This is a genomic window from Rheinheimera texasensis, assembly GCF_964031785.1.
Classification (GTDB): domain Bacteria; phylum Pseudomonadota; class Gammaproteobacteria; order Enterobacterales; family Alteromonadaceae; genus Pararheinheimera; species Pararheinheimera texasensis_A.
Genome location: NZ_CAXIRE010000011.1, coordinates 26,715 through 53,179 on the forward strand (window position 1 = coordinate 26,715; position 26,465 = coordinate 53,179).

22 protein-coding genes and 1 tRNA gene are annotated in these 26,465 nt (G+C 53.0%); 11 read left to right on the forward strand and 12 right to left on the reverse strand.

The window, feature by feature from the left end; all coding sequences use genetic code 11:
* Positions 1–15: 15 nt before the first annotated feature.
* Positions 16–930, reverse strand: coding sequence for a CYTH domain-containing protein (locus tag ABNT34_RS02500; RefSeq protein ID WP_348728522.1), 915 nt, complete (start codon positions 928–930; stop codon positions 16–18).
* Positions 931–1,080: 150 nt separating this feature from the next.
* Here ABNT34_RS02500 and ABNT34_RS02505 point away from each other — a divergent pair, with 150 nt between their 5' ends.
* The gene (locus ABNT34_RS02505) at positions 1,081–1,764 is read left to right on the forward strand and encodes a TIGR04211 family SH3 domain-containing protein (RefSeq protein WP_348728524.1); all 684 of its coding nucleotides are present in this window, start codon (positions 1,081–1,083) and stop codon (positions 1,762–1,764) included.
* 69 nt (positions 1,765–1,833) lie between these two features.
* Here the strand turns inward: ABNT34_RS02505 and ABNT34_RS02510 are convergent, their stop codons facing one another.
* Positions 1,834–2,412, reverse strand: a complete 579-nt coding sequence (locus ABNT34_RS02510) for a hypothetical protein (protein ID WP_348728525.1) — start codon at positions 2,410–2,412, stop codon at positions 1,834–1,836.
* A gap of 111 nt (positions 2,413–2,523) precedes the next feature.
* The gene (locus ABNT34_RS02515; RefSeq protein ID WP_348728527.1) at positions 2,524–3,018 is read right to left on the reverse strand and encodes a winged helix-turn-helix transcriptional regulator; all 495 of its coding nucleotides are present in this window, start codon (positions 3,016–3,018) and stop codon (positions 2,524–2,526) included.
* Positions 3,019–3,155: 137 nt separating this feature from the next.
* Here ABNT34_RS02515 and putA point away from each other — a divergent pair, with 137 nt between their 5' ends.
* Together putA and ABNT34_RS02525 are read left to right on the forward strand one after the other, a co-directional pair.
* Positions 3,156–6,938 (forward strand): bifunctional proline dehydrogenase/L-glutamate gamma-semialdehyde dehydrogenase PutA, encoded by a 3,783-nt coding sequence (putA, locus tag ABNT34_RS02520; protein WP_348728529.1) that lies wholly within the window; start codon positions 3,156–3,158, stop codon positions 6,936–6,938.
* Between the two features lie 171 nt (positions 6,939–7,109).
* Complete coding sequence (locus ABNT34_RS02525) at positions 7,110–8,216, forward strand: DUF3391 domain-containing protein (RefSeq protein ID WP_348728531.1); 1,107 nt, start codon at positions 7,110–7,112, stop codon at positions 8,214–8,216.
* 2 nt (positions 8,217–8,218) lie between these two features.
* Here the strand turns inward: ABNT34_RS02525 and ABNT34_RS02530 are convergent, their stop codons facing one another.
* Complete coding sequence (locus tag ABNT34_RS02530; protein WP_348728533.1) at positions 8,219–9,037, reverse strand: general secretion pathway protein GspB; 819 nt, start codon at positions 9,035–9,037, stop codon at positions 8,219–8,221.
* An 18-nt stretch (positions 9,038–9,055) separates the two neighbouring features.
* Positions 9,056–9,976, reverse strand: coding sequence for an AAA family ATPase (locus tag ABNT34_RS02535; RefSeq protein WP_348728535.1), 921 nt, complete (start codon positions 9,974–9,976; stop codon positions 9,056–9,058).
* Between the two features lie 76 nt (positions 9,977–10,052).
* On the opposite strand from ABNT34_RS02535, the gene ABNT34_RS02540 reads away from it, so the two are divergent.
* Both ABNT34_RS02540 and ABNT34_RS02545 read left to right on the forward strand, forming a co-directional pair.
* Positions 10,053–11,300, forward strand: coding sequence for a multifunctional CCA addition/repair protein (locus ABNT34_RS02540; RefSeq protein WP_348728537.1), 1,248 nt, complete (start codon positions 10,053–10,055; stop codon positions 11,298–11,300).
* Entirely contained in the window at positions 11,287–11,802 is a 516-nt protein-coding gene (locus ABNT34_RS02545; protein WP_348728539.1) for a DUF1569 domain-containing protein, read from the forward strand. Before ABNT34_RS02540 ends, ABNT34_RS02545 begins: the two co-directional genes overlap by 14 nt.
* Before the next feature lie 92 nt (positions 11,803–11,894).
* On the opposite strand, the gene ABNT34_RS02550 is transcribed toward ABNT34_RS02545, so the two are convergent.
* The 4 genes from ABNT34_RS02550 to folB all read right to left on the reverse strand — a co-directional run bounded on the left by ABNT34_RS02550 (position 11,895) and on the right by folB (position 17,153).
* On the reverse strand, positions 11,895–14,975 hold the full coding sequence (locus ABNT34_RS02550) for an efflux RND transporter permease subunit (RefSeq protein WP_348728541.1): 3,081 nt from the start codon (positions 14,973–14,975) through the stop codon (positions 11,895–11,897).
* A gap of 20 nt (positions 14,976–14,995) precedes the next feature.
* Positions 14,996–16,087: an efflux RND transporter periplasmic adaptor subunit gene (locus ABNT34_RS02555; RefSeq protein ID WP_348728543.1), complete on the reverse strand. Its 1,092-nt coding sequence runs from the start codon at positions 16,085–16,087 to the stop codon at positions 14,996–14,998.
* Between the two features lie 230 nt (positions 16,088–16,317).
* Positions 16,318–16,800 (reverse strand): 2-amino-4-hydroxy-6-hydroxymethyldihydropteridine diphosphokinase, encoded by a 483-nt coding sequence (folK, locus tag ABNT34_RS02560; RefSeq protein WP_348728545.1) that lies wholly within the window; start codon positions 16,798–16,800, stop codon positions 16,318–16,320.
* Positions 16,800–17,153 (reverse strand): dihydroneopterin aldolase, encoded by a 354-nt coding sequence (folB, locus tag ABNT34_RS02565; RefSeq protein ID WP_348728547.1) that lies wholly within the window; start codon positions 17,151–17,153, stop codon positions 16,800–16,802. The genes folK and folB overlap by 1 nt, the downstream gene beginning before the upstream one ends.
* A gap of 151 nt (positions 17,154–17,304) precedes the next feature.
* On the opposite strand from folB, the gene plsY reads away from it, so the two are divergent.
* Entirely contained in the window at positions 17,305–17,910 is a 606-nt protein-coding gene (gene plsY / locus ABNT34_RS02570; protein ID WP_348728549.1) for a glycerol-3-phosphate acyltransferase, read from the forward strand.
* Positions 17,911–17,996: 86 nt separating this feature from the next.
* Here plsY and tsaD read toward each other — a convergent pair whose 3' ends face one another.
* The gene (gene tsaD, locus ABNT34_RS02575; protein WP_348728551.1) at positions 17,997–19,010 is read right to left on the reverse strand and encodes a tRNA (adenosine(37)-N6)-threonylcarbamoyltransferase complex transferase subunit TsaD; all 1,014 of its coding nucleotides are present in this window, start codon (positions 19,008–19,010) and stop codon (positions 17,997–17,999) included.
* 183 nt (positions 19,011–19,193) lie between these two features.
* Here tsaD and rpsU point away from each other — a divergent pair, with 183 nt between their 5' ends.
* From rpsU to ABNT34_RS02600, 5 genes are all read left to right on the forward strand, one after another.
* A complete protein-coding gene (gene rpsU, locus ABNT34_RS02580; protein ID WP_031567241.1) occupies positions 19,194–19,409 on the forward strand; it encodes a 30S ribosomal protein S21 in 216 nt (71 codons plus the stop codon).
* A gap of 18 nt (positions 19,410–19,427) precedes the next feature.
* Positions 19,428–19,871 carry a GatB/YqeY domain-containing protein gene (locus ABNT34_RS02585; protein WP_348728553.1) on the forward strand — a complete coding sequence of 148 codons (444 nt, stop codon included), beginning with the start codon at positions 19,428–19,430 and terminating at the stop codon, positions 19,869–19,871.
* 110 nt (positions 19,872–19,981) lie between these two features.
* Positions 19,982–21,700: a DNA primase gene (gene dnaG, locus ABNT34_RS02590; protein WP_348728555.1), complete on the forward strand. Its 1,719-nt coding sequence runs from the start codon at positions 19,982–19,984 to the stop codon at positions 21,698–21,700.
* A gap of 102 nt (positions 21,701–21,802) precedes the next feature.
* Positions 21,803–23,656 (forward strand): RNA polymerase sigma factor RpoD, encoded by a 1,854-nt coding sequence (rpoD, locus tag ABNT34_RS02595; RefSeq protein WP_031567237.1) that lies wholly within the window; start codon positions 21,803–21,805, stop codon positions 23,654–23,656.
* 164 nt (positions 23,657–23,820) lie between these two features.
* Positions 23,821–23,897 (forward strand) — tRNA-Ile (locus ABNT34_RS02600).
* A 152-nt stretch (positions 23,898–24,049) separates the two neighbouring features.
* Here ABNT34_RS02600 and ABNT34_RS02605 read toward each other — a convergent pair.
* Together ABNT34_RS02605 and ABNT34_RS02610 are read right to left on the reverse strand one after the other, a co-directional pair.
* The gene (locus ABNT34_RS02605; RefSeq protein ID WP_348728558.1) at positions 24,050–24,229 is read right to left on the reverse strand and encodes a YbdD/YjiX family protein; all 180 of its coding nucleotides are present in this window, start codon (positions 24,227–24,229) and stop codon (positions 24,050–24,052) included.
* Positions 24,226–26,316 carry a carbon starvation CstA family protein gene (locus ABNT34_RS02610; protein WP_348728560.1) on the reverse strand — a complete coding sequence of 697 codons (2,091 nt, stop codon included), beginning with the start codon at positions 26,314–26,316 and terminating at the stop codon, positions 24,226–24,228. Before ABNT34_RS02610 ends, ABNT34_RS02605 begins: the two co-directional genes overlap by 4 nt.
* Positions 26,317–26,465 lie beyond the last annotated feature (149 nt).

Sequence of the window (26,465 nt, forward strand, 5' to 3'; positions counted from 1 at the left end):
TCACTCCGGACAAGGTTAGATCAACGTACTCTGAACAGTGGCAGGGTCGAGCAACCAGATACTGTATTGCAGCAACCATAGCTGCAGCGCTTGCGGCTGCGGCACAGGACCAAGCACTGCGGCAGCTTGTGCTAAAGCGGCAGCTACAGGTTCAGCAGTCAACCGTGCCTGCCACTGCTGCCATTGTGTCGAGAGCTGCTTTTCTGAGGCGAGCTGACGGCTTACCAGCAATTGATTGCGTAAAAATTTGCTGAGCAGATCTGCGGTTGAATCCGCCGGCGAAAATTCTTGCCAGCACAGCGGTGTTTGCTGTGCCAGCAGGTAACCCCGCTCCGCTTTGGACTGCACACCGAGACTTAACGGAAAGCGCTGCAGCAGCTGCGCGCACAACGTGAACATTTCACTGACTGCGCCAGCTTGCAATTCCAGCTCCAGTTCACAAATGCTCTCTTGCGCACCACCACCGGCGACGAAACCCTGATCAAACACCAGTTCGATGCGGGCACCGGCTTTGGTCTGCAATAACAAAGTCTCCCGGACAAAATCGGTACGAAATAATTCAACCAACTGCTGTTGCAGCGCGGCGACGTCAGTACCTGCTGGCCAGACTTCGGCTGGGAAAGTGCTTAGCTCAGGCACTACACCGCTGGCCGGTACATTGTATTCAGGCCGGATATGCGCAGCGCCATGTTGCTGACCGGCGAGCTTCAGCGTTTGCTCAAACTGACCTTGTTTCTGCCGGGTCCGCAGGCCACTGTCATGGCGGCGAAACCAGCGGTCGGCGGTGTCAAAATAGGCGTTCAGCAGCGTCTTGCTGCCAACGGGTTCAACAGCGGCCAGCTCTTGACGGCAATAATCCGTCACCTCTGCAAAAACGGCAGCAGCATTCTGTGCCGGTAACAATAATTTCAGTTCCACTTCCAGTGACATAACACCCGATACTCTTAGCGGCAGTAATTGTCAGGCACACTAAGCCAGCCCCTTTGATGCTGCAAGTGTTTTTGCTTGTCATCCTCGGCACAACTCCCTATGATCGGGCGCATTATTGCTTGTTGCTGCTTCAGCCCACCGGGATTTGTTATGTCTACTCTGAAATCTGCGATTGCCGCCACTTTGCTGGCCAGTTTTGTTGTCTCAGCCCAGCAGGCTGCGGTGGAGCAATCCACTACAGCGGCCACCACAGCGGCCAGTACACCCGCAGCCGCTCAGCCGGTGGCAGACACCACCACAAAACCGGCGGTTGCAGAAAAACCTGCTTTTATCATTGATAGCTTAAGTACACCGTTACGATCCGGTCCCGGCGCTGAATACCGCACTATTTCTACAGTACGCGCGGGCGAGTCTGTGACTTTTATTGGCGACAATCCGGCCAATGGTTTTGTCAAAGTCCGGGATAATACCGGCGCCGAAGGCTGGCTCAGTGGCGATTACGTCACCTATAACGCCAGTCCAAAAGCCAACTTAGAAGCGTTAAAACAACAGCTTAGCCAGCAAGAAATGATCGCGGCGCAGTTTGAGCAGGAACGCCAGACGCTGCAGGCCGAAGTCAGCAAAGCTCAGTCAGAACGTGACGAAGCAGTCAAAGCGGCAGAGCTTGCCAAACAAACTGCCGCTCAACTGACCACCCGCCTGGCCGAGGAAAACCCGGAATTACTGCAGAATAAAATGGTGATTGGCGGCGGTATTTTATTAGGCGGCATTTTATTTGGCCTGATTTTGCCGTTGATCACGCCAAAACGCCGGCGCAATGATCGCTGGATGTAAGATGTCTGCACTGGTTTAATCAGCAGAAATAACAGAGGGAGCCGCGGCTCCCTTTTTGTTGTCTGCACTTTATGCCGTGACAGCCGCAGGTATCACCTGCTGTGCCCGGTAACGCAGCTCCAACACCGGAATGGTGAAGCCATAACAAAGCACCACGATCAGCGGTTGTAACCAGAAACTATGTTGTGGCACCGTCAGATAAGCCGCAACACAAGCCACAGTCCGCACCACAGTATGCACATAAGCTACCGGTGCTTTGGCCAGCACCCCAAACACCAGCCACATCAACCCGGTTTGCACTGCTAAAGCAAAAGGCAACGCCTGATAGTTTTCCAGAAACAGCGGAATACTGATGGCAAACACCAGAAAACTCATGCCCACTGCGGCCAGAAAAATTGAATCAAACCAGTTACGAGCTGTGTTCTTCTGAAAGCTGATGTTTTCACCAGTCAGGCGGGAAATCGCCATCGCCAGATAAATGATACAGCCGGTACCGATAAAAGTGGCCAGCACTTGCTGATAAGGCGTCAGCACAAAAGACAATGCCCCAATTAAAGCCCAGATAATGGCGCCGGACAGCGGCATCGCCAGATAACGTTTGCTGCGGAATTCAGACAGTTGTTGTTCTAAAGTTTTGTGGTTTTGCATGGCACACCTCCGTGAGTTGATGAACTCAGTATCACGGAGATGCGTACGTTGCGGCAGTGTGCTTTGTCATCAAAAGCCATGACATTTGTCATGGACTGCATCCGACACTTTTCAGGTTTTGTCAGTGGTCTTGTCGTCCAGTGGCAAGCCGGAATCCTGTTTTACCTGCTCAATCACCACATAAGTGTGGGTTTGCAGCACGCCCGGCAAATCAACAATCCGCCCCAGCACCGCACGATAGGCTTCCATACTGGATAACCGCAGCTTCAGCAGATAATCAAAACCGCCGGCGACCATGTGGCATTCGGCCACTTCGGCGATTTGCACCACCGCATCGCGGAACTGGTCGAAAATAGCGCCGGTGGTGCGGTCCAGCGTGACCTGAATAAAAGCCGCAGTACCAAGCCCCAGTTTTGAGGCCGATAACTTGGCGCCATAACCGGTGATAAACCCTTCCTGTTCCAGCTTGCGCACCCGGTCAATACAAGGGCTGGGGCTTAAGTTCACACGTTTGGCCAGCTCGACATTGGAAATCCGGCCATCCTTTTGCAGAGTGTCTAAAATGGTTCTGTCGATGCGGTCTAACGGCCGGCCTTTGGCATTCATAGCGGTTTCCGTATTTTTTCTGGTTAAAGCATTATAAAACCAAATTATGTAGGGTTTAAATCGAAATTTAGCCACCAAATACGGTAGTGCTTTCACTAAAATGCAGCATTTATTTTAAATCAACCGGGATAAAAATTATGCTATTTCACGGCGACCTCCCCGCTCCAAGCCCATTACGTCAGACCCTGCGTCAGTTTTATCGTGCCGACGAAGCCCAGGTACTGGACACGCTGTTACCGCTGGCCGATATCGGCGATCAGGCCCGCTCCCGCGCCTGGGAACGTGCCCGCCAGCTGGTGGTCAATATCCGCCAGGCACAGATTGGTAAAGGCGGTGTGGATGCGCTGTTAAATGAATTCTCGTTGTCGACCGAAGAAGGTCTGGTACTGATGTGTCTGGCCGAAGCGCTGCTGCGGGTACCGGACAAACATACTGCCGACCGTTTAATCCGCGACAAATTATCCAATGGCGACTGGAGTTCGCATTTAGGCAACAGCGAATCCTTATTCGTCAACGTCTCAGCCTGGGGCCTGTTACTGACCGGCAAGCTGGTGAACTACAGTGACGAGCACAAAAAAGACCAGTTTGGTTTGTTAAAACGCACTTGCGGCCGCCTCGGCGAGCCGGTGATCCGTCAGGCAGTGCGTTATGCGATGCAAATTATGGGCACCCAGTTTGTCATGGGCACCACCATCGACAAAGCGGTTGAACGCGCCACTGAACTGGAAGCCAAAGGCTTCACTTATTCTTACGACATGCTGGGCGAAGGCGCCCGCACCATGGAAGACGCCGACCGTTACTTCCAAAGTTATATGATGGCCATCAATGCCATCGGCACCGCAGCGAAAAAACGCGGCCCGCTGAAAAGCCCGGGCATTTCCGTCAAGTTATCTGCGATCCACCCGAAATACCGTTTCTCGCACCGCGACCGTGTGATGTCTGAACTGGTACCACGCTTAAAAACCCTGGCATTAGCCGCCAAAGGTTACGACATCAGCTTCACCGTCGACGCCGAAGAAGCCGACCGCTTAGAGCTGTCGATGGACGTCATCGAAGCGGTATTCGCCGACAAAGATTTAGCCGGCTGGGAAGGTTTTGGCCTGGCTATTCAGGCGTACTCCAAACGTTGTCTGCCATTAATCGAGTGGCTGCGTGAACTGACAGTGCGCGTTGGCCGCAAGCTGATGGTACGTCTGGTCAAAGGCGCGTACTGGGATAGCGAAGTTAAAATCAGCCAGATTGAAGGCCATAACGACTTCCCGGTGTTCAGCCGCAAACCGTCGACCGACGTGTCTTACCAGGCTTGTGCGCGCAAACTGCTGGACTACCGCGACAGCATTTACCCGATGTTTGCCACGCACAACGCTTACACCGCCGCCACTATTCTGGAAATGGCACCGGATCGCACCGGTTACGAATTCCAGCGCCTGCACGGCATGGGCGATGCGCTGTATGACCAAATCGTCGCCGAAGACAAAGTACCATGCCGGATTTATGCGCCGGTCGGCGAGCACTCAGACCTGCTGGCTTATTTAGTACGTCGTCTGCTGGAAAACGGCGCCAACAGCTCATTCGTCAACAATATCGTCGACGAAAGCATTCCGGTGGAAAGTCTGCTGACTGACCCGGTTGAGTTGGTGCGCAGCTGGAAACACAAGCGCAATACCCAAATCCCGCTGTCAGTGAATTTGTATGGCGATGAGCGTAAAAACTCCAAAGGCATTGATTTAACTGAAGTTGACGCTATCACTCCGCTGCGCAATAACATGCAGCAATGGCTGAACGCCGCCACCCAATTAACGCCGGTGGAAGGCGCTAAAGCGGTGCGTAACCCGGCTAATCATGCACAGGTCATCGGTTATGTTGAACACCACACGCCAGAACAGATGAAAGCGGCGATTGACCGCGCCGAAGCTGCGTTCCCAGCCTGGAGCAGCACGCCGGTGGCCGAACGCGCACGCCTGCTGCGGGCATTAGGTGATGCTTTAGAAGCGCATCGTGACGAACTGATGGCGATTTGTGTCAAAGAAGCCGGTAAAACGGTACCGGACAGCGTGGCGGAAATTCGCGAAGCCGTGGACTTCTGTCGTTATTACGCGGCCCGCGCTGAAGCTATGTTCACCGGCACGCCAGTGCAAAGCCGTGGTGTGGTGCAGTGTATCAGCCCGTGGAATTTCCCGCTGGCGATTTTCTTAGGTCAGGTGACGGCTGCTGTTGCCGCCGGTAACACTGTGATTGCCAAGCCGGCCGAACAAACCTCGTTAATTGCTATTCGTGCCATTGAACTGTGGCGTGCCGCCGGCCTGCCGGCTGGCGTGGTCGAACTGACCATTGCGCCGGGCCGTATTATCGGTGAGCACGTGGTACCAGACTTACGTATTCAGGCGGTGATGTTCACCGGCTCAACTGAAACCGGCAGCTGGATCGCGCGTAAACTGGCTGAACGCGGCGGCGAGCCGGTGCCTTTAATTGCCGAAACCGGTGGCCAGAACTGTATGATCGTCGACTCCACCGCGCTGCCAGAGCAAGTGGTCGATGATGTGGTCTCTTCCGGCTTCCAGAGCGCGGGGCAGCGTTGTTCTGCGCTGCGCGTGTTGTTCCTGCAGGAAGACGTTGCTGACAAGATCATCCACATGATCAAAGGCGCGATGAAAGAATTACACGTCGGTGACCCGTCGTTGTTATTCACCGATGTCGGCCCGGTCATTGACCAGAAAGCGCTGACAGGCCTCACTGCGCACGTCAAATATCTGGAAGGCAAAGCCAAACTGCATTACGAATGCCCAATTCCGGCCGGCGAAGGTCATTTCTTCTTTGCGCCTCGTCTGTATGAAATTGCCAATCTGGCCGTGCTGCAACGCGAAGTGTTCGGCCCTGTGGTGCATATCATCCGCTTTAAAGCCGAACAGCTGGATGATGTGATTGCGCAAATCAATGCCAGCGGTTATGGCCTGACCATGGGTGTGCATAGCCGCATCGCTGAGGTAACGGCGCAGGTGGCGCGGGAAGTCAAAGCCGGCAACATCTACATCAACCGCAATATGATTGGCGCTGTGGTTGGTGTGCAGCCATTTGGTGGCCGTGGCCTGTCTGGCACTGGTCCAAAAGCCGGTGGTCCGTTCTACTTAACGCGGCTGATTAAAGACAACCTGCAGGTCACTGAAGCGCCATTGTCTGACGACAAAAAAGCCAGCCTGCTAGCGGCTGCCGGTCACGACAATGCACTGCAGCAAAGCCTACAACTGGCTGCCAGGGCTCAGGTAGACTGGCAGAAAAAAGACATCACAGCGCGCAGCTCGGTGATGCGTCAGTTCCTGGCACAGCTGGCATCCAACGCCGTCGTGGTCAAACAGGAAGGCGATCTGGCGCAAGTGCTGGCCAGTGCACGTGGTCTGATTGGTCATATTGAAAAAGAACTGGCAGCGCCTATTCAGCTGCCAGGGCCAACTGGTGAATCGAACCAACTGCATCTGGAAGCCCGTGGCGTGGTGGCTTGTATCCGCGACGAATCGGCCTGCTTTAAGTACTGGATTTTGTCAGTACTGACCGCTTTAGCAGCAGGCAACGCTGTGGTTGCTGTAGTTGAAGACAAAGACTTTGCCGAAGCAGAAGCTGTGCGTAAAGTCTTGCTGAACGCCAATCTGCAGCCAGCGCTGTTTGTCGTAGCCAAGCTGACTCAGCTCAAAGCCCTGATCAGCAACCCGTTGGTCGCGGCCGCAGTGATTGAAGCCGGCAGCGCAGTCAAAGCGCTGACCGGTGAATTGATTGCCGCCCGCGATGGTGCGATTTCGCCGCTGGTGACTACACCAGCAGACGAGCGCCTGCTGCACCGTCTGGTCACGGAAAAAACCGTGACTATCAACACCACTGCGGCCGGCGGCAACGCCTCGCTGATGACGATGAGCGACAACGCGGTTTAATTCCCAGCCGCGCATACAGAAGGCCCGCCGCGTGCGGGCCTTGTTTTATCTGCAATTCACGCTGTTAACAGTCCAGATTAACCTGCCACAGCAGGCTGCTTTTGCAATTTGGCAAAGTTTTGCTTAATGTTCAGTGACATGCTTTAAACTTCAGCGCGAAGGACAGATTAGATGGCAAAACAGCTGGTCCCCATCGACGAACTTCAGCTTGGCAGTTATGTCACCGGGGTGGCCAGCCAAACCGGTGATGTGGTGATCAAACATGCCGGTTGGGTGCGCAGTGAACTGCTGATTGCAACGCTTAAACAAAAAGGGGTTTCGGCGGTATTTATCGACCCGGAGCAGCAACTGCCGCCACCGAAAGAACTGCCGGCCGCGCCAGCGGAGAGCGTCACACCGGTCGTCAAGCCCAGAACCGACTTCATGCAGGAATGTGCCCGCACGGAACTGACGTTGCAAAGTACCCGTCAGCAAACCGCTGTCACTTTTGAGAAAATGGCGCAGGCCGACAACGTCGACCTGACCCAACCCAGTCAAAACTGCGACAAACTGCTGGAAAGCAGCAGCCGCAATCCGCAAGCGTTGTTGTACCTGCAACAGGTGTTACAAGAAGACGATGCGCTGCTGCGCCATGCGATACGCTGTGCTTGTCTGATGGCGGCATTCTGTCAGACCTTGCAACTGCCGGAAGCCACCGCGCAGCAATACACGCTTGCAGCTTTGTTACATGATGCCGGCAAAGCGCAGTTAAAGCAGCTGTTTCCACAAGAGCAACCAACAGATCTGGCGGCTTTGCCTTATAGCCTGGCGCTATTGGAACAATCGGCTTGCACCGCTGAAGTTTTAGAGACAGTCTCTGGTCATCTGGCGCCTTTGGCTGAACAATCTGGCGGCGCGCCGCTGCTGGCCATCGTCAACCGCTACGCCAACTTACAGGAACTGGTGGAGCAAAATAAACTCAGCGGCCCGCAACTGAGCGCCCAACTGCTGAAATCGGCCGGACAGAGCTTAGATGCCAGGCTTACGCAGCAGTTTTTACTTGGTATTGGTTTGTATCCGCCAGGTTCCGCCGTGCGGCTGAAATCCGGCAAACTGGCGCTGGTGCTGGAGAATCATCCGAAGTATGCCGACAAACCCAAAGTGAAATTGTTTTATCACAGCGTGCACCGGCATCATCTGCCGGCCAAAGTATTAGATTTGGCCAAATTGCCGGAAGAGCAGATTGTCGGCGCCGCCGATCTCAGTGAATTTGCCCTCGACCTGCGGCAGTATTTTTAAAATTAGGGCCGTGATTTTAAACGGTAAGACCATTCCGACAAAGCTTCCATACTGAACATCTGCCGGCCAGTTTGCATCAGCACATAATTCGGTGTGATTTCTTTTAATTGGATATCCGCGGTGATCCACTGACCTTCCTGCAAATCTTTACCATTGACTTTGACCCAGCGTTGTTTGGGTTCAGTGGCATAGACATGCGCTTCAAAGCGCAGCGGCGCTATCTGACGTTGCAGTGTGTCATCCAGCGTGCGAATGTCGCGGGCCGGCGCGGCATGTTCTGTCACTTTGGCCTGACGGGGCATACCTTTGGCTGCCTCCAGCGCATATTGGAATTTGTCTTTTAACTCCTGCGGCACCTCGTCGGCGCTGAGTTCGGCTTGTTGTGCTGGCAGTTCTGCGACAGGAGCGTCCGGGTCCGCTTCCTGCATCGGCGTGCCTTCATCAAACTGTTCCAGCACTGCGACTTGCTCGTCCAGGCTCTGGCCTTGGGATGCTTCGCGCTCGGCAGAAATCACCAGTTGCTCTTCTTGTTCTTCCGCGGTCGGCACTGCGGTTAAATCGCTGAGGATAAGGCCAGGATTTGCCGGCGGTAAGGCTGGTGTGCTGACCACAGCGACAGGGGCTGGTGCCACAACGGGCTTGGGTTCAGCGGCAGGTTGCTGCGTCAGCCAAAATGCCAGCGCAAAGCCCAGTCCCAACCCACACAGCACCAACAAAGCGATGGCCAGATACTGCCAGCCGCGCCCCGGAGCAGCCTGTGGTGCGGCGGTGTCCACAACGGTCTGATTTTGCTGTTTCAGCGCATCCATTAATAACGACATAAAAAACCCGGACTCCGGTTAAACTGAGGTTTGTAACCATAACAACGACAGACTGACGCCAAGCGCCAGACACAACACAAACAACAATGGCCAAAGCCAGACCGGCAACGCCGCTTTGGCGGCAGCCGGCTTAATCGCCAGAATTTCGGTGGCGGCCAGCTCAATTAACCGGCCATCAACCTGAGCTTTTTGCTGACTATAGCCGCCCAGCAAAGCGCGGTCGCACAACAGATTTAACAGACGTGGAATACCACCGGAAAATTCAAATAATTTTTTCAGTGCGCCATCGGTAAATACCGGCCTGCTGCAACCGGCGACCTGCAACCGGTGTTCGACATAATACTTCACTTCAGGCAAGGTCAGCGGCATTAAGTGATAGCGCGCAGTGATACGCTGTGCCAGCTGGCGTAAATCCTGACGCTGCAATAACTGCTGCAGTTCGGGCTGACCAATTAAAATCACCTGCAGCAATTTTTTGGTATTGGTCTCCAGATTAGTCAGCAAACGCAGCTGCTCCAGCACAGCCGGCTGCAGATGCTGGGCTTCATCGATAATGAGAATGGTATTGATGCCGGCCTGATGGTTTTTTTGCAGTTTGCCGGTGATTTTATCGGTCAGCAATTTCAGACTGGCGTCGGCTTTTTTGTAGCGGATCTTTAGTTCATCACAAATCGCCGCCAACAATTCCAGCTCGGACAAGGTCGGATTCAGAATAAAAGCCACTTGGGTATTAGCCGGCAACTCGGCCAGCAAACAACGCGATACCGTAGTTTTGCCGGTCCCTACTTCACCGGTCAGCAACACAAAGCCACCGGCGTCACCCAACCCATAACGCAAATGCGCCAGCGCCTCAGTGTGGCGATTGCCCAGATACATAAATTCAGGATTCGGCGCGATGGAAAACGGCTGGCTGTTCAGACCAAAAAATGCGGTGTACATGGCTTCCTGCTCAGACCTGGAGCGCAATTGTTGCTGGAGCGTTATAATGGCAAAAAATCACCTGTCAGGAAAGCGTGTGAAGATTTATCTTGTCGGCGGCGCCGTGCGTGATGCCTTGTTGGGACTGCCGTGTCAGGACCAGGATTTTATGGTGGTTGGCACCACACCGGAGCAAATGCTGGCCGCAGGTTACCAGGCGGTCGGCAAAGATTTCCCGGTGTTTATCCACCCCACCACCAAACAGGAATACGCCTTAGCGCGCACCGAACGCAAACAAGGTCAGGGTTATACCGGCTTTGCCTGTTATTACGCGCCGGATGTGACCTTAGAAGAAGACCTGCTGCGCCGGGATTTGACCATTAATGCGATGGCGCAGGACCCGCAAACCGGTGTCATCACCGACCCTTATGGTGGTCAGCAAGACTTGGCAAATAAAAAGCTGCGTCATGTCTCTGCAGCTTTTGTCGAAGATCCATTGCGGGTGTTAAGAGTGGCGCGGTTTTATGCACGATTTGCCGCTCGTGGCTTCAGCGTGGCACCGGAAACCTTAGCGCTGATGGTTGAGCTCAGCCGCAGCGGCGAATTACAGCACCTGACCGCAGAGCGCGTCTGGCAGGAAACTGCGCGGGCTCTGCAGGAAACCACACCAGCTGCTTATTTCGAATTATTACAACAAGTGGGCGCACTCGAAGTGCTGATGCCAGAGTTATCAGTATTATGGGGTGTGCCCAATCCGCCGCGCTGGCATCCGGAAATTGATACCGGCGTACATTGCATCCTGGTTTTACAACAAGCCGCTTTGTTATCGCCACGGTTGGACGTGCGCTTTGCTGCACTCTGTCATGATGTTGGCAAAGGTTTAACAGCGCCGGAACTCTGGCCATCACATCACGGCCACGAACACACTGGCTTGCCGCTGATTGAAGCTATGTGTCAACGCCTGCGCATTCCCAATGATTGCCGTGATTTAGCACTGCTGGCCTGTGAATACCATCAGCTGGTACACAAAGCATTGGAACTGCGCGCTGTGACTGTACTGAAACTGTTTGATGGGATTGACCTGTGGCGCAAACCCGAACGGCTGGAGTTGCTGCTGACTTGTTGTATCGCTGATTTACGCGGCCGTACCGGTTTTGAGCAGGCGGAGTATCCGCAAGCAGAATACTTGCGTAGCTTAGCTTCCGCAGCGCGCGCTGTGGATATCAAAGCGCTGGTCGCCGCCGGCCATAAAGGCGAAGCGATGAAACAAGCAGTAGCCGCAGCGCGGCTGGATGCAGTGCAACAACAAATTTCTTATTCTAGGAAAACTGATGAACAGGCGTAAATTTTTGCTGGCCGGTACTGCAGTGACCGCCGCCAGTGTGGCGGGCCTTTATTTGGCCGGCAGCCGATTTGTGGCGGACCTTAAGGCGTTACAGACTGAACTGAAGCAAATGACCGGTAAAACCCTGCACAGCAGCGGCACTTGGAATGTCAGTCAGATTTTTCAGCATCTGGCGCAAAGTGTGCGCGGCTCTTATCAGGGTTATCCGCAACAGCGCAGCTGGTGGTTTGTGCACAGTATCGGGCCTTTAGCACTACAAGGCTTTAAAGCAGCCGGAGCCATGCGTCATCCACTGGATGAAGCCATCCCCGGTATGCCGGATTTGGATGCCGGCTTAGATCCGCAAGTTGCGCTGGCAGGATTGTTACAGGCATTAGACGAATTTGCTGCAGCAACCACACTGGCGCCGCATTTTGCTTATGGCATGCTGAGCCATGCTGATTTTCAGGCGGCGCATCAGCTGCATATCCGTCAGCATCTGCGTCAGATCTCGGTGGTTTAAACCGGCACCAATAGCAGGAAACCGGCTTTTCTCAGCTTAATCTCCGCAAAAACAAAGGGCAGCCAGAGCTGCCCTTTTTTACATCACACGGATTAAACCGCTTCGAGTTCCGCCTGACGGATCATATCTTTCTGGTGATCTTTCGCCAGTAACACATAAATCGACGGCAGCACAAACAAGGTGAAGATAGTGCCGATAGTCATGCCAAACACCAGCACGATACCAATCGAATTGCGCGCTTCAGCACCAGCACCTTCAGCGAAGATCAGCGGCGTATGACCGGCAATAGTCGCGATACTGGTCATCAGCACCGGCCTTAGGCGCAGTACCGAGGCTTCACGAATAGCATCAATTTTGGCGCGGCCTTCTTCCTGCAGCTTATTGGCAAATTCCACCACCAGAATACCGTTACGGGCAATCAGGCCGACCAAGGTCACCAAACCTACCTGCGAATAGATATTCAGCGTACTGCTGATGGCATCGGTCCAATGTGGAATAGGTGCATACATTTTCCAGAAGGTGAAAATCAACGCACCAAACATCGCCAGCGGCACCGAGCCTGCCAGAATCACAATAGGGTCACGGAAGCTGTTGTACTGCGCCGCCAGCACCAGGAAAATCATCGTCAGTGCGGTCAGGAACGCTGGCAGGAAGGTATTGCCTTCACGCTTCAGCTGCCGGGATTCGCCGGTGTAATCGATGGTGTAAGTCGCAGGTAAAATCTTGCGTGCTTCAGTTTCCATATACTTCAGCGTCTCATCCAGCGAGCCTGCGCCGACCCCGGAGATTTTCACTGCATTGAGCTGCTGCATCCGGTTAATCGAACGCGGCACAGTCGAGTGCGTCAATGTGGCAATCTGATCCAGCCGGATCATGCTGTTGTCAGGCCCGGTGATATACAGCTTGGTCAAATCGTCCGGCGTTAACCGTTCAATCCGCTTCACCTGCGGGATCACTTTGTAACTCAGGCCATCTTTGTTAAACCGGTTGACCCAGCCACCGCCGAGCAGGATGCCTAAATCCTGCGTCACAGTGCGCATATCGAGCCCCAAATCGGCAACTTTTTCGCGGTCAATATTCAGCTGATATTCCGGCTGGTCGATTTTCATGTCCAGCATCGGCGGGAAGAAAAACTTACCGCTCGCCGTAAACGTCTGCTGCAATTTTAAGGCGTAGTCATAGATTTCCTGACTGTCTGCTGTGGATGCGATCACAAACTCAATTGGGAACTGCCCACCGCCAGGCAATGAAGGCGGTGTGATCGGCAGAATACGCACCCCGGCAATTTCGCCGAGCTTCTGCTGCACATCCGGCAGAATTTCCGTCGTGGTGCGCTCACGTTCAGCCCATGGCTTGGTCACCATGCCACTGAAACCACCGGTCGGGAACGTGATCTGGAAGGTAAAGTCGGTCTCAGGCACGCCCATAAAGACTTCATTAACCTGCTTGCCGTAAAAGGATGCCTGATCAATGGTCGAGTTCGCCGGCGTGTCGACAATACCAAAGATAACGCCCTGATCTTCAGTAGGCGCCAGCTCTTTGCTCGACATCACATACAGCGGTACCACACAGAGCGAAATGAACACCCAGAACAGGTAAACGCCGATGCGGTTTTCCAGCGTGGCATTGAGTTTGCGGCTGTAAAACGCCGAAAAACGGTCAAAAATCTTCGATAGCGGCGCTTTAATTTCGCGGTGCGGTGACAACATCCGCGATGCCATCATCGGCGATAAAGTCACGGCGACGATAGCCGAGATAGTCACAGCACCGGCCAGCGTAATGGCGAATTCACGGAATAAAGTCCCGGTTAAGCCACCTTGCAGACCGATTGGGATATACACCGACATTAAAGTCACCGTCATCGCCAGAATTGGACCTGCGAGTTCACGGGCTGCCACCAGCGATGCCTGGAAAGGTTTTAAACCTTCCTGAATATGCCGCTCGATGTTTTCCACCATCACAATCGCGTCATCAACAACCAGACCAACTGACAATACAATCGACAACAAAGTCAGCAGATTCAGTGAGAAGCCGCAAAGCTGCATGATAAACACAGCACCGATCAGCGATAACGGGATCGCAACCAGCGGGATCAGCACTGAACGGCTGAAGCCAAGGAACAGGAAAATCACAATAATGATGATAATCAGCGTTTCAGCCAGGGTTTTAATCACGTCCTGAATGGCGGCATCGATATATTTGGTGGCATCGTAAGAGACTTCACCGGATAAACCTGCCGGTAAATCTGCTTTGATTTTTTCCATCTCAGCTGTGACATTGCGAATGACTTCCAGACTGTTGGCATTGGGCGCTACAAACACACCCATAAATACTGCAGTCTGGCCGGAGTAATTCACTTCTACACTGTAATCATCTGCACCCAGCACAATGTCGGCGACATCAGCCAGGCGGATCACGCCGTCGGCGTTTTGCCGCACCACAATACGGCGGAAATCTTCGACATTGGTCAAACCGGCATTGGCATTCAGATTGACCTGGGTATAACTGCCTTTGGTCTGACCGATAGCCGCCTGCACGTTCTGTGCTTGTAGTGCTGCACGGATTTCAGCCGGCGTCACGCCCACCGCAGCCATTTTTTCCGTCTTCAGCCAAATCCGCATCGCAAAGGTGCGGCCCCCGAGAATTTCTGCTTTTTGCACGCCATTCACCGCAATCAGACGCGGTTGTACTGAACGGGTTAAAAACTCGGTGATTTGGTTTTGTTCCAGAATGTCGGAGCTAAAACTTAAATACGCCTGCGCAAACTGGCTATCCGCGGCTTCAATCACCAGAGACGGCACTTCCGCTTCTGGTGGTAATTCGCCCCGCACCTGGTTCACTTTGGCGCTGATTTCCGTCATTGCCTTTAACGGGTCATAGTTCAGCAGCAGGTGCGCCGTAATAGTCGACACGCCCATGCTGCTTTGTGATTCGATGTAGTCAATCCCACCCGCTGATGCGATAGCACGTTCAATCGGTGAGGTAATAAAACCGCGGATCACATCAGAGTTTGCACCGATATACACTGTGGTGATTTTGATCACCGCTATATCGCTGCGTGGGTACTGCCGCACAGATAAGCTGCTGAGCGACTGAATGCCAGCCAGCAGGATCAGCAGACTGACCACTATAGCCAGTACCGGCTTCTTGATAAAAATATCGGTAAATTTCATAAAAACCTGCCTGTGGCGCCTTAACTGTCAGTGGGCGTTGGATTAGCTTTGAATTCTGGCGTTGGTTTGCCACCAATCACCACAGCCTGGTTATTAAACAATTTAAAGGCGCCGGCACTGACCACTTTTTCACCGGCTTTTAAGCCTTTGGTCACTTCAATAAAGTCGCCCAGCGCTTTGCCGGTCTGAATAAATTGCTGACGCGCCACCAGTTTGCCGTCCTTTTCATCGACAACAAACAAGGTATCGCCATAAGGTGCGTAAATGATGGCGGCGGCCGGCACAGCGAGGACTGCGTGCGGATCGCTGAGGGTAACAGTGGTGGTCACTGCCATGCCTGGCACCAGCGATTTGCTGGCGTTATCCAGCGATGACTGCACTGTGACATTGCGGGTTTCCGGATGGATTTCAGTACCAATGGCAGTTACGAGACCTTTGACCACCTGATTATCACGACCACCTGTCGCCACTTCAACCGGTAAACCAGTATTCATCTGACTCAACCAATCCTGCGGGACCGGGAAATTCACCCGCACGCGGTTTGTCGCCTGTAGCGACACAATGGCGGTACCAACTTGCAAATCAGTGCCGAGGTCCACCTGACGGATACCAACCCGGCCATCAAATGGCGCGCGGATCAGTTTTTTCTGTAAAGTGGCGTTTAAATCATCTACGTCGCCCTGCGCCGATTCGACCTGTTGCAAGGCGGTATCCAGCTCACTCTGACTGGCGAGTTTGTTGGTTTTCAGCTCTTTGATGCGCTGATAGCTGGTTTTGGCCAGCTTTAAGCGGGCTTGCGCCGCATTTAACTGCGCCGCTTCGTTAATCGATTCCTGCTCAATCAACACATCGCCGGCTTTGACTTCAGCACCAGACTGAAAGGTAATACGCTTCACCTTGCCCGGTACCTGCGCAGAAATCATAATACCTTCATCCGCCTCAACAGTACCGATGGCGGTGTAGGTGTTAGGCCATTGTTGCTCAGCGGCAACAAAGACAGAGATAGTTTCCGGTGGTTGGACCTGGCCACCACCTGCAGCCATCACACTAAACTGGTCCATTTTGACGGCCACGACGGTGCCGACCAGCACAGCTGTGATCACAAGAGACATCAACACAGGTTTCAGGATTTTCATATTAAGAGCCAAGGTTGCGTTATAAGGGGGATGTGTCAGGTGATTTCAGGACTCCTTGGGAAACCACCGAAAAACACCTGTATAAAATAACACGGTTTGTCCGACTCCACGACATAGAAACGCGCAAAAAGTCGGCACAGAAATGTAAAAAGCTGTTAATAGCGTCTCGAATTCAGTAACGGCAGGCCGGCGGGTTCTGCTCTCAGTCAGAACGCAAAAGGCACAATCCATAGCTTTTGCGGCACCTGGTAGGCTTGCCATAAGGCAGCGTAACGCTGCTGCAGCGACGGATGTAAAGTGTCGGGCGCCAGTTCAGCTAATGGTTGCAGCACAAAAGCGTTGTGTAGGATCTCAGCACGGGGCAATTCAACAGGTTCGGCACAAATCAGCTGGTCATAGGTCAACAGATCCAGGTCAAGACTGCGGCCACAATACTTCACGCCATCGCGCACCCGGCCATAATTGTCCTCAATTTGCTTACACAAACTGACAACTGCGGCGACATCCAGATGAGTGTCGGCGCCAACCACCAGGTTGTAAAATGCATCGCCGACAAAACCAACGGCTTCGCTTTCATAGACAGAAGACAATAGCAGAGGCCCAAAGGCTTGGGCCAACTCGCGGACTGCACCACGGATATTGGTTTCACGATCAATATTGCTGCCGACACTGATATAAATTCTGGCCATCAGTGACGGCTCCGGAGAATGCGGACACCTACAGTCTGAGCCGCAGGGACTGCGCCAGGTTTGTCGACCTGAACCTGCACCTGGCTGGTGGCAAATTCCTGCAACAACATGGCGGCGATGCGTTCTGCTAATGTTTCAATCAGCTCGACCGGTTCAGCCTGCACCAGTGTCGTGACGCGCTGGCAAACCACCGCGTAATCCAGCGTCAGGCGCAAATCGTCGTCGCTGGCGGCGGCCCGAATGTCGGTGGTCAGTTCCAAATCAAAAAACAGCCGCTGTTGGATGGTTTTTTCCCACTCGTAAACGCCGATTACAGTATCAATCGCCAGTTGTTTGACAAAAACGATATCCATCAGATTATTCCGCTGTTATAAAGAGATTGGAGATTCGCAGGCTGGTCGGATAGGCAAAGATAGGAAAAGTCTATAATCTGAGCGCCTTGCCTCCGGCCCCGCCGGTAAGGCCGGATCTTAACGCAAAATCAATAACTGAGGAACTTCATTAATGACCCCGCTGATTGGCGGGATGATGCTGTTAGCCTATCTCTGTGGTTCAGTGTCATCTGCGGTGATTGTTAGCAAATTATTTCGCTTGCCCGACCCGCGCCTGCACGGTTCAGGCAATCCCGGAGCAACCAACGTCCTGCGCCTTGGCGGTACCCTGCCCGCTGTGCTGGTGTTAGTGTTCGACGTACTTAAAGGCACTATTCCGGTCTGGGGTTCTTATTTCCTGAAAATCGAAGCTTTTTATCTCGGCATGATTGCGATTTGCGCCTGCCTCGGCCACATCTATCCGCTGTTTTTTGGGTTTAAAGGTGGTAAAGCGGTGGCGACGGCTTTTGGCACAATGATGCCGATTGGACTGGATTTAGCAGGTTTATTGATCGCCACCTGGATCATTTTGATTGGTGCGACCGGTTATTCGTCATTTGCCGCTATAGTCACAGTGAGCCTGGCGCCAATCTTCACCTGGTTTATCAAGCCTTTGTACACTATCCCGGTATTAATGCTCAGTATTCTGATTGTGTTCCGTCACCGGCAAAACTTGCTGCGGCTATGGCATGGCACTGAATCCAAAGTCTGGGATAAAACTAAACGGCCAAAAGAATAAAACCGACAGTTAAACATCACCAGCTAATCAGACGCTGAAGTAAAAAACGCCTGTGATCGCAGGCGTTTTTATTTCTAGCTTGACGGTCAGACCGGAGGCAACTGCTGCATCGGCCAGCGCGGCGTCACGCCAATCGACAAATCCTGCGCTTGTCCGGCCCGCAGCCGTTGCCAGCCGGCATAAGCAATCATGGCGCCATTGTCGGTGCAGAATTCCTTTCCAGGATAAAACACTTCGCCTTTTTGTGATTTCATCAGCTCTGCCAATTGCAGCCGAAGCGATTGATTGGCACTGACGCCACCAGCCACCACTAACCGTTTCAGGCCAGTTTCTTTTAGTGCCCGGCGACATTTTAACACCAGGGTATCGACGACGGCCTGCTGAAATGACGCTGCGATATCGGCCTGAACCTGCGGCGTTTTGCCTTCAGCAGCAATGACATTGGCCGCTGCGGTTTTTAAACCGCTAAAGCTGAAATCAAGGCCTGGTCTGTCAGTCATCGGCCGCGGAAAAGGGTATTTTTTCGCATCGCCCAAAGTTGCCAGTTTGGCCAACAATGGCCCACCGGGATAATCCAAACCCATTAGTTTGGCGGTTTTATCAAAAGCTTCGCCCGCAGCATCATCAATCGACTCACCGAGCAACTGATATCGACCAATCCCATCGACCCGCACCAGCTGTGTATGCCCACCCGACACTAATAAAGCCAGAAATGGAAACTGCGGCGCATTGGCTTCCAGCATAGGGGCCAGCAAATGACCTTCCATATGATGTACTGCTAATGCCGGCTTGCCCCAGGCAAAGGCCAGACTGCGGCCAATCGCAGCACCGACGAGCAAAGCTCCGGCGAGGCCAGGGCCCGCCGTATACGCAACGCCATCGATAGCACTGGCATCACAACCAGCCTCAGACAAAGCTTGTTTGACTAACGGCAGGGTTTTTCTGATATGATCACGGCTCGCCAGCTCAGGGACTACACCGCCATAGTCCGCGTGCAACGGAATTTGGCTGTAAACAATGTGGCTCATCAGGCCTTTTTCTGTGTCAAAGATCGCAATTCCGGTCTCATCACAAGATGTTTCAATACCTAAAACCCGCATGAATGTCCTCTGGCAACAGGCCCAAAGCCGCGGATTGTAACGGTTTTAGCCAATCAGCACCAGTCATCGACCAAATCGCTTTACTTTATCGTCGCTCTTTGAGTAAAATGCCGCACCATTTTTAAACGTATTGGTTAGCCGCTGACCGGGTCGCGGTGTCCTATCAACCGAGGTGAGATTTTAATGCCTGTAGTGAAAGTGAAAGAGAACGAACCGTTTGACGTAGCATTACGTCGTTTCAAACGCTCTTGCGAAAAAGCCGGTGTTCTGGCTGACGTTCGCGCTAAAGAGTTCTTTGAGAAGCCAACTTGGGTTCGTAAGCGTAAAAAAGCTGCTGCTGTGAAACGTCACATGAAGAAGCTGTCACGCGAAAACGCTCGTCGCATCAAGCTTTACTAAGACCTGTTACCGCTGACTATGGCTCTGCTCGAGCAACTTCAGGAAGCGCAGAAAGACGCCATGCGGGCCAAAGACAAAGTACGTCTTGGCACTATCCGCATGGCACTGGCTGAGATCAAACAACGCCAGATTGACGCGCAAATCCAACCCGACGATCCGAACGTTCTGGCTGTATTAACCAAAATGGTGAAACAGCGTAAAGAATCGACGTCGCAATTTCTCGCTGCCGGCAGACAAGATTTGGCCGACACTGAGCTGGCTGAAATCGCCGTGATCGAGCAGTTTCTGCCACAAGCCCTGACCGCTGCTGAGCTGGATGACCTGTTAAGTCAGGCCATCAACGCAACTGGCGCGGCTGGGATGCAGGACATGGCAAAAGTGATGGCGTGGTTAAAACCACAAGCGCAAGGCCGTACCGACATGGGTGCGCTGAGCGGCTTAGTCAAATCCCGATTAAGCTAAATCGCGAAACAACCAGGTCTGTCACCATATTCAGCTGTAAACTGCAATACCGTGCCCTCGCGCACGGTTTGTCTTTTTCTGGCATAAGCATTTGAGCAGGAAGGAAAAAGGTGGCAGGACAAATCCCAAGACCCTTTATTGACGACCTGTTGGCCCGTACCGACATCGTTGAGCTGATTGATCAGCGGGTGCCGCTGAAAAAAGCTGGTAAAAACTACGCGGCATGTTGTCCGTTCCACAGCGAAAAATCTCCTTCTTTTACCGTCAGTGCGGATAAACAGTTTTATCATTGCTTTGGTTGTGGCGCACACGGCAATGCCATCAGTTTTATGATGGCGTTTGAACAGCTTGAATTTGTCGAGGCCATTGAAGAACTGGCTAAAATGCATCATCTGGAAGTACCGCGTGAAGGTGGCCAAAAGGCCTACCAGCAAGGCAGTGCCGATGACTACAGTCAGATGGAAAAAGCGGCAAAAATTTATCAGGCGCAACTGCAAAATAGCGAAAACGCCCTCGCCTACGTCGCAAAACGCGGATTGTCGGCCGACACCATCCAGAAATACAGCATCGGTTATGCCCCGGACAGCTGGGATTTACTGCTCAAACAACTGGCTACGACGCGCGCTGGCCGTGACCAGTTGTTTGAGTTGAAACTGACCAACCGCAATGACAACGGCCGGGAATACGACTTTTTCCGCGACCGCCTGATGTTCCCTATCCGCGATAAACGTGGCCGGGTCATTGGCTTTGGTGGCAGAGTATTAGGCGACGGTACGCCTAAGTACCTAAACTCGCCGGAAACCCGTTTATTCCACAAAGGCCGCGAACTGTACGGCCTGTTTGAGGCCCGCCAGCAGCAGGAACGTTTGTCGATGTTGCTGGTCGTAGAAGGCTATATGGATGTGGTGGCGTTGTCGCAATTCGGTATCGAATTTGCGGTTGCCTGTCTTGGCACCGCCACGACCGGCGACCATATGCAAACGATGTTTCGTTATACGCCGACCGTCGTGTGCTGCTATGACGGCGACCGCGCTGGTCGCGATGCCGCATGGCGTGCACTGCAAAGTGCTCTGCCACATCTGAAAGATGGCGTTGAACTGAAATTTGTGTTTTTACCGGATGGCGAAGACCCGGACACGCTGGTACGTAAAGAAGGCAAAGAAGCCTTTGTCAGTCGCCTGCAGCAAGCGCAATCACTGAGTAACTATCTGTTTGAACATTTGCTGGCTGAAATCGACGTGAACAGCGATGCTGGCAAATCCGCGTTGTGGAACCGGGCTAACGAGCTGATCCTGCAGGTTCCCAGCGAGTTTTATCGCGACACCTTGCAGGAGCGGCTGGCAAATTTAGTTGGCAGACCACGCAGCTCGCAGACACAAGTAAAAACAGCAAAAACCAATCCGGCGGTGACGACGGCGACTAAAATCACACCAATGCGCCGCGCTATCGCTTTGCTGCTGCAGCATCCGGCTTTGGCTGCCGTGATGCCACAAGCGCCGGAACTGGCCCAGGCCAATCTGCCGGGCATTGAAATTTTACTGGCACTGCAGCACAAGTTACTGGAGCAACCAGATCTGACCACAGCACAGTTACTGGAACACTGGCGCGGCGCCGTCGAGTACAACATTCTGAGCAAACTGGCGTTATGGGAACATCAGGTGGCGGATGAACAATTAACCGCAGATTTTCTGGACACCTTCAGAGCTATTGAAGACCAGTATCTGCAGCAACGGCTGGAAGCCTTACAACGCAAAGACCAGCTGACTAAACTCAGTCTGGCCGAACGTCAGGAATATGCCATGTTGTTAAAGGCATTTAAGACGAAATAACCGTGAAGCAGTGGGCCTTTGCTGGCTAGAAAAGCCGCGCTTTGTTATAATCCCGCATTCGCATTTTTGAAACTAACTATATCGGGTGGAAGAGCAGCCTCTATGGAGCAAAATCCTCAGTCGCAATTAAAGCTTCTTATCTTAAAAGGTAAGGAACAAGGTTATTTAACTTTTGCTGAAGTAAACGATCACCTTCCACAAGATATCATCGACTCTGACCAGATCGAAGATATTATTCGCATGATTAACGACATGGGCATCCAGGTTTGCGAAACCGCACCTGATGCTGATGACTTAATTATGTCAGACGCAACCCCTGACGAAGACGCCGCGGAAGAAGCCGCACAAGCGCTGGTCAGCGTGGACAAAGAGTTAGGTCGTACGACGGACCCGGTCCGGATGTACATGCGCGAAATGGGTACTGTAGAACTGTTGACCCGCGAAGGCGAAATTGACATCGCTAAACGCATCGAAGACGGCATCAACCAGGTGCAAACGTCGGTCGCAGAATACCCGGAAGCCATCACTTACCTGCTGGAACAGTGGGACAAATTTGAAGCCGAAGAAATCCGTTTAAGCGACATCGTCACCGCTTTCGTTGATCCAAACGAAGTCGATGACCTGCCGCCAACTGCCACTCACATCGGCTCTGATGTACCGGAAGAAGAACTGGCTGACGAAGACGCCGATATTTCCGGTGACGACGAAGAAAGCGAAGACGGTGACTCTGACGAAGCCGATACAGGTCCGGATCCGGAACTGGCGCGGGAAAAATTCGGCGAGCTGCGCGTGCAATATGACATCACCCGCAAATCGATCATCGAAAACGGCCGTGAACATGCGCAGACCAAAATCGAAATCGACAAACTGTCCGAAGTATTCCGTTGCTTCCGCTTAGTACCAAAACAATTTGACCGTCTGGTCAAAAACATGCGCGAGATGATGGATCGCGTGCGTGTGCAGGAACGTATCGTCATGAAGCATTGCGTTGAATACGCCAAAATGCCGAAGAAGAACTTCCTGAAATCTTTTACCGGCAATGAAAACAACAGTGCCTGGATTGACGCTGAAATCGCGGCGAATAAACCATATTCAGCCAAACTAGCTGATATGCGCGAAGAGCTGGTGCGTTCAACCGACAAACTGCGCAAGATTGAAGAAGAAACCGGTCTGTCGATTTTCAAAATCAAAGATATCAACCGCCGGATGTCGATTGGTGAAGCGAAAGCTCGCCGGGCGAAAAAAGAGATGGTGGAAGCCAACTTACGTCTGGTGATTTCGATTGCGAAAAAGTACACCAATCGTGGTCTGCAATTCCTTGATTTGATTCAGGAAGGCAACATCGGTCTGATGAAAGCAGTTGATAAGTTTGAATATCGCCGTGGTTATAAGTTCTCGACTTACGCCACCTGGTGGATCCGTCAGGCCATTACCCGCTCTATCGCCGACCAGGCCCGGACTATCCGGATCCCGGTGCACATGATTGAAACCATCAACAAGCTGAACCGCATTTCGCGGCAGATGTTGCAGGAAATGGGTCGTGAGCCATCGCCGGAAGAACTGTCTGAGCGCATGGGCATGCCTGAAGACAAGATCCGCAAAGTGCTGAAAATCGCCAAAGAACCTATTTCGATGGAAACACCGATTGGCGACGATGAAGATTCGCATCTGGGTGATTTTATTGAAGATAACTCTTCAGAATCGCCGTTGGATTCAGCCACAATGGAAAGCCTGAAAGCCGCCACCAACGAAGTTCTGGCTGGCCTGACGGCTCGTGAAGCCAAAGTCCTGCGCATGCGGTTTGGTATCGACATGAATACTGACCACACGCTGGAAGAAGTGGGTAAACAATTTGACGTGACCCGTGAGCGGATCCGGCAGATTGAAGCCAAAGCGCTGCGTAAGCTGCGTCACCCTTCCCGTTCCGAAGTGCTGAAAAGCTTCCTGGACGAATAGCATTGGCTTTCTGCTGATTTTGCAAAACAGGCACCCAAGGGTGCCTGTTTTTTTGCCGGAAATTTAAGCAATCAACTGTTTCGACTGACGATTGTGCGGTGACAAGGCAACAAAAAATCCATATACTGCCAACGCTTCACCAACCAGACGCATGTCTGCACGCTGGCCCCATAGCTCAGTTGGTTAGAGCACTCGACTCATAATCGATTGGTCGCTGGTTCAAGTCCAGCTGGGGCCACCACTTCATCAAGCTTCACTTTATTCGTGGTAACCCACAGCGGACTATTCCGGCCTTCACAGCTACCGCTGTTCGGCGCTCCATCCGCCGCAAAGCTGTGCTTTGCTAACAGCGATTTCCGCCCAGCTGGGGCCACCACTTCTCCAAGTCTGATTTCAACAACAGCGTTTTACGCCATTCCATTTGCGGTCCTGCTCACGCTGGAAAAAACTCTTACGATCTAATGGCGTTTCGCCCGGATGCGCCAGCGCCTGATGACGCAGATAACGCTCGTAGGCATCATCGCCAGACAACTGCCGTAGCAGTGCCCAGCATCTTTTGATAAATGTTTTCATTGGCTGACTCCATTTACCGGGAGTGGTTTTTTGGAGATGTACGGCGTTTCCGATGAAGGCAAAATACTGAGCCCACGCTGGCGTCGCCAGGCCATTCTGAGCATATCGCCCACCACCAGATATAACAGCACCACAAATAACATCGCGAGCCAGGCATCCAGCTGCTGATTAAAAATCAGCTGTGGTGCGACCGCGGCTTTTTCTGGCGCTAACAACCCAGCATCAAGCTTGTGTTGCAAATCATTGGCAGCAGCGAAGAAGCCGATACGCGGGTCCGCGCTGCTGATTTTTTCATACACCGCTGTCGTCGTCAGAATCAGCAACCAACACAGCGGCAGCGCCGTGACCCACAAGTATTTGATGCGACCAGTTTTAATCAGGATAGAGGTCGCAACTGTCAGCGCAATAGCGGCCAGCAGCTGATTAGAAATACCAAATAGAGGCCAGAGAATATTCACGCCGCCATTGGGGTCTATCACACCGATATACAGGAAATATCCCCAGCCGGCCACGACCAGCGACGATGTCAGCACCACCGACGGATACCAGCTGGTTTGCCCGAGCCGCGGTGAGAAATTCCCCAACATATCCTGCAGCATAAAGCGGCCGACGCGAGTGCCTGCATCCAGCGTCGTAAGGATAAAGACTGCTTCAAACATAATGGCGAAGTGATACCACATGGCCAATAAATGCTCACCAAAAGCCGAAGCGAAAATACTGGCCATCCCGACCGCTAATGACGGCGCGCCGCCGGTGCGGGCAAATAAGGTGGCTTCGCCCATCGTCGCCGCCAGCTGATTCATTTGCTCCACAGTCACCGGGAAACCCCAGCTGCTGATGGTCGCAACTGCAGCTTCTGGTGTCGCGCCGACAATACCGGCCGGGCTATTAATCGCAAAATAAACGCCGGGCTCCAGTACACAAGCTGCAATCAGCGCCATGATGGCGACAAAGGATTCCAACGCCATACCGCCGTAACCAACCATGCGGATATCGCGTTCATTTTCCAGCAATTTTGGTGTAGTGCCGCTGGAGATCAGCGAATGAAAGCCCGAGATAGCGCCACAAGCGATAGTAATAAATACAAAGGGAAACAGGCTGCCGGCAAAGATAGGGCCAGAGCCATCAATAAACTGGGTCAACGCCGGCATTTTAATTTCCGGCTGCAGAATGACAATCGCCACTGCCAGCAAGATCACAGTGCCAAGTTTCATAAAAGTCGACAGATAATCGCGTGGCGCCAGCAATAACCAGACCGGTAAAATTGCTGCAAGCAGGCCATAACCAATCACGGCAAAGGCCAGCGGTAACCCCGGATGGTTAAACCATTCGCGTAAGCCAGCCTGTTGGTCGACCCAGCCGCCGGCACCGACCGACAACAGCAACAACACCACACCTAATAACGAGCCTTCCAGCACCCGGCCCGGTCGCAAATAACGCATATAAAGGCCGATAAACACCGCGATCGGAATAGTAGCCGCCACAGTCGAAGTGGCCCAGGGCGAATGCTTCATCGCATTGACGACAACCAGGCCCAGCACCGCAATCAGGATGATCATAATCAGGAAAGTCGCCAGCAAAGCAGCGAAACCACCGACCGGGCCTAATTCGTCACGCGCCATCTGGCCGAGGCTACGGCCATCGCGGCGCATAGAACAAAACAGGATCACCATGTCCTGCACACAACCAGCCAGCACGCTACCAACCAAAATCCACAAGGTACCCGGCAAATAACCAAACTGCGCCGCTAAGGTCGGCCCAATCAAAGGGCCGGGGCCGGCAATAGCAGCAAAATGGTGGCCAAACACCACCCAGCGGTTGGTCGGCACATAATCGCGGCCATCAGCAAGGCGCTCGGCAGGCGTGGCGCGGGTTTCATCCAGCATCAGCACCCGGGCGGCCACCCAGGCACTGTAAAAGCGATAGCCAATCAGATAGGTACAAACAGCCGCGACGATAAACCAAATCGCATTGATAGATTCGCCGCGGTTTAGCGCAATACCACCGGCGGCGGCAGCACCGGTGATAGCAATGCCAAGCCACAGCAGGCGCTGTGGCCAGCCTTGTGGTGCTATTGGTGTAGTCATCTTGTCCCCGTCTGAAAGTTTTTGTTTTTGTTTGATTTTTATCACTCTGTTCTATCGGGTTCGCTGGCTGATGTCAACGCAGGCACCAGAGGTCAGCGCAGCCTTTCTGGCCGTATCAAAGCCAAAACGCTGCAAGCGCTTGTGGCTGC

What these genes read in the sequence shown, in the direction of transcription:
- ABNT34_RS02500 (WP_348728522.1), bottom strand. Translation starts at nt 930, where the DNA reads ATGTCACTGGAAGTGGAACTGAAATTATTGTTACCGGCACAGAATGCT.
- ABNT34_RS02505 (WP_348728524.1), top strand. Translation starts at nt 1,081, where the DNA reads ATGTCTACTCTGAAATCTGCGATTGCCGCCACTTTGCTGGCCAGTTTT.
- ABNT34_RS02510 (WP_348728525.1), bottom strand. Translation starts at nt 2,412, where the DNA reads ATGCAAAACCACAAAACTTTAGAACAACAACTGTCTGAATTCCGCAGC.
- ABNT34_RS02515 (WP_348728527.1), bottom strand. Translation starts at nt 3,018, where the DNA reads ATGAATGCCAAAGGCCGGCCGTTAGACCGCATCGACAGAACCATTTTA.
- putA (WP_348728529.1), top strand. Translation starts at nt 3,156, where the DNA reads ATGCTATTTCACGGCGACCTCCCCGCTCCAAGCCCATTACGTCAGACC.
- ABNT34_RS02525 (WP_348728531.1), top strand. Translation starts at nt 7,110, where the DNA reads ATGGCAAAACAGCTGGTCCCCATCGACGAACTTCAGCTTGGCAGTTAT.
- ABNT34_RS02530 (WP_348728533.1), bottom strand. Translation starts at nt 9,037, where the DNA reads ATGTCGTTATTAATGGATGCGCTGAAACAGCAAAATCAGACCGTTGTG.
- ABNT34_RS02535 (WP_348728535.1), bottom strand. Translation starts at nt 9,976, where the DNA reads ATGTACACCGCATTTTTTGGTCTGAACAGCCAGCCGTTTTCCATCGCG.
- ABNT34_RS02545 (WP_348728539.1), top strand. Translation starts at nt 11,287, where the DNA reads ATGAACAGGCGTAAATTTTTGCTGGCCGGTACTGCAGTGACCGCCGCC.
- ABNT34_RS02550 (WP_348728541.1), bottom strand. Translation starts at nt 14,975, where the DNA reads ATGAAATTTACCGATATTTTTATCAAGAAGCCGGTACTGGCTATAGTG.
- ABNT34_RS02555 (WP_348728543.1), bottom strand. Translation starts at nt 16,087, where the DNA reads ATGTCTCTTGTGATCACAGCTGTGCTGGTCGGCACCGTCGTGGCCGTC.
- folK (WP_348728545.1), bottom strand. Translation starts at nt 16,800, where the DNA reads ATGGCCAGAATTTATATCAGTGTCGGCAGCAATATTGATCGTGAAACC.
- folB (WP_348728547.1), bottom strand. Translation starts at nt 17,153, where the DNA reads ATGGATATCGTTTTTGTCAAACAACTGGCGATTGATACTGTAATCGGC.
- plsY (WP_348728549.1), top strand. Translation starts at nt 17,305, where the DNA reads ATGACCCCGCTGATTGGCGGGATGATGCTGTTAGCCTATCTCTGTGGT.
- tsaD (WP_348728551.1), bottom strand. Translation starts at nt 19,010, where the DNA reads ATGCGGGTTTTAGGTATTGAAACATCTTGTGATGAGACCGGAATTGCG.
- rpsU (WP_031567241.1), top strand. Translation starts at nt 19,194, where the DNA reads ATGCCTGTAGTGAAAGTGAAAGAGAACGAACCGTTTGACGTAGCATTA.
- ABNT34_RS02585 (WP_348728553.1), top strand. Translation starts at nt 19,428, where the DNA reads ATGGCTCTGCTCGAGCAACTTCAGGAAGCGCAGAAAGACGCCATGCGG.
- rpoD (WP_031567237.1), top strand. Translation starts at nt 21,803, where the DNA reads ATGGAGCAAAATCCTCAGTCGCAATTAAAGCTTCTTATCTTAAAAGGT.
- ABNT34_RS02605 (WP_348728558.1), bottom strand. Translation starts at nt 24,229, where the DNA reads ATGAAAACATTTATCAAAAGATGCTGGGCACTGCTACGGCAGTTGTCT.
- ABNT34_RS02610 (WP_348728560.1), bottom strand. Translation starts at nt 26,316, where the DNA reads ATGACTACACCAATAGCACCACAAGGCTGGCCACAGCGCCTGCTGTGG.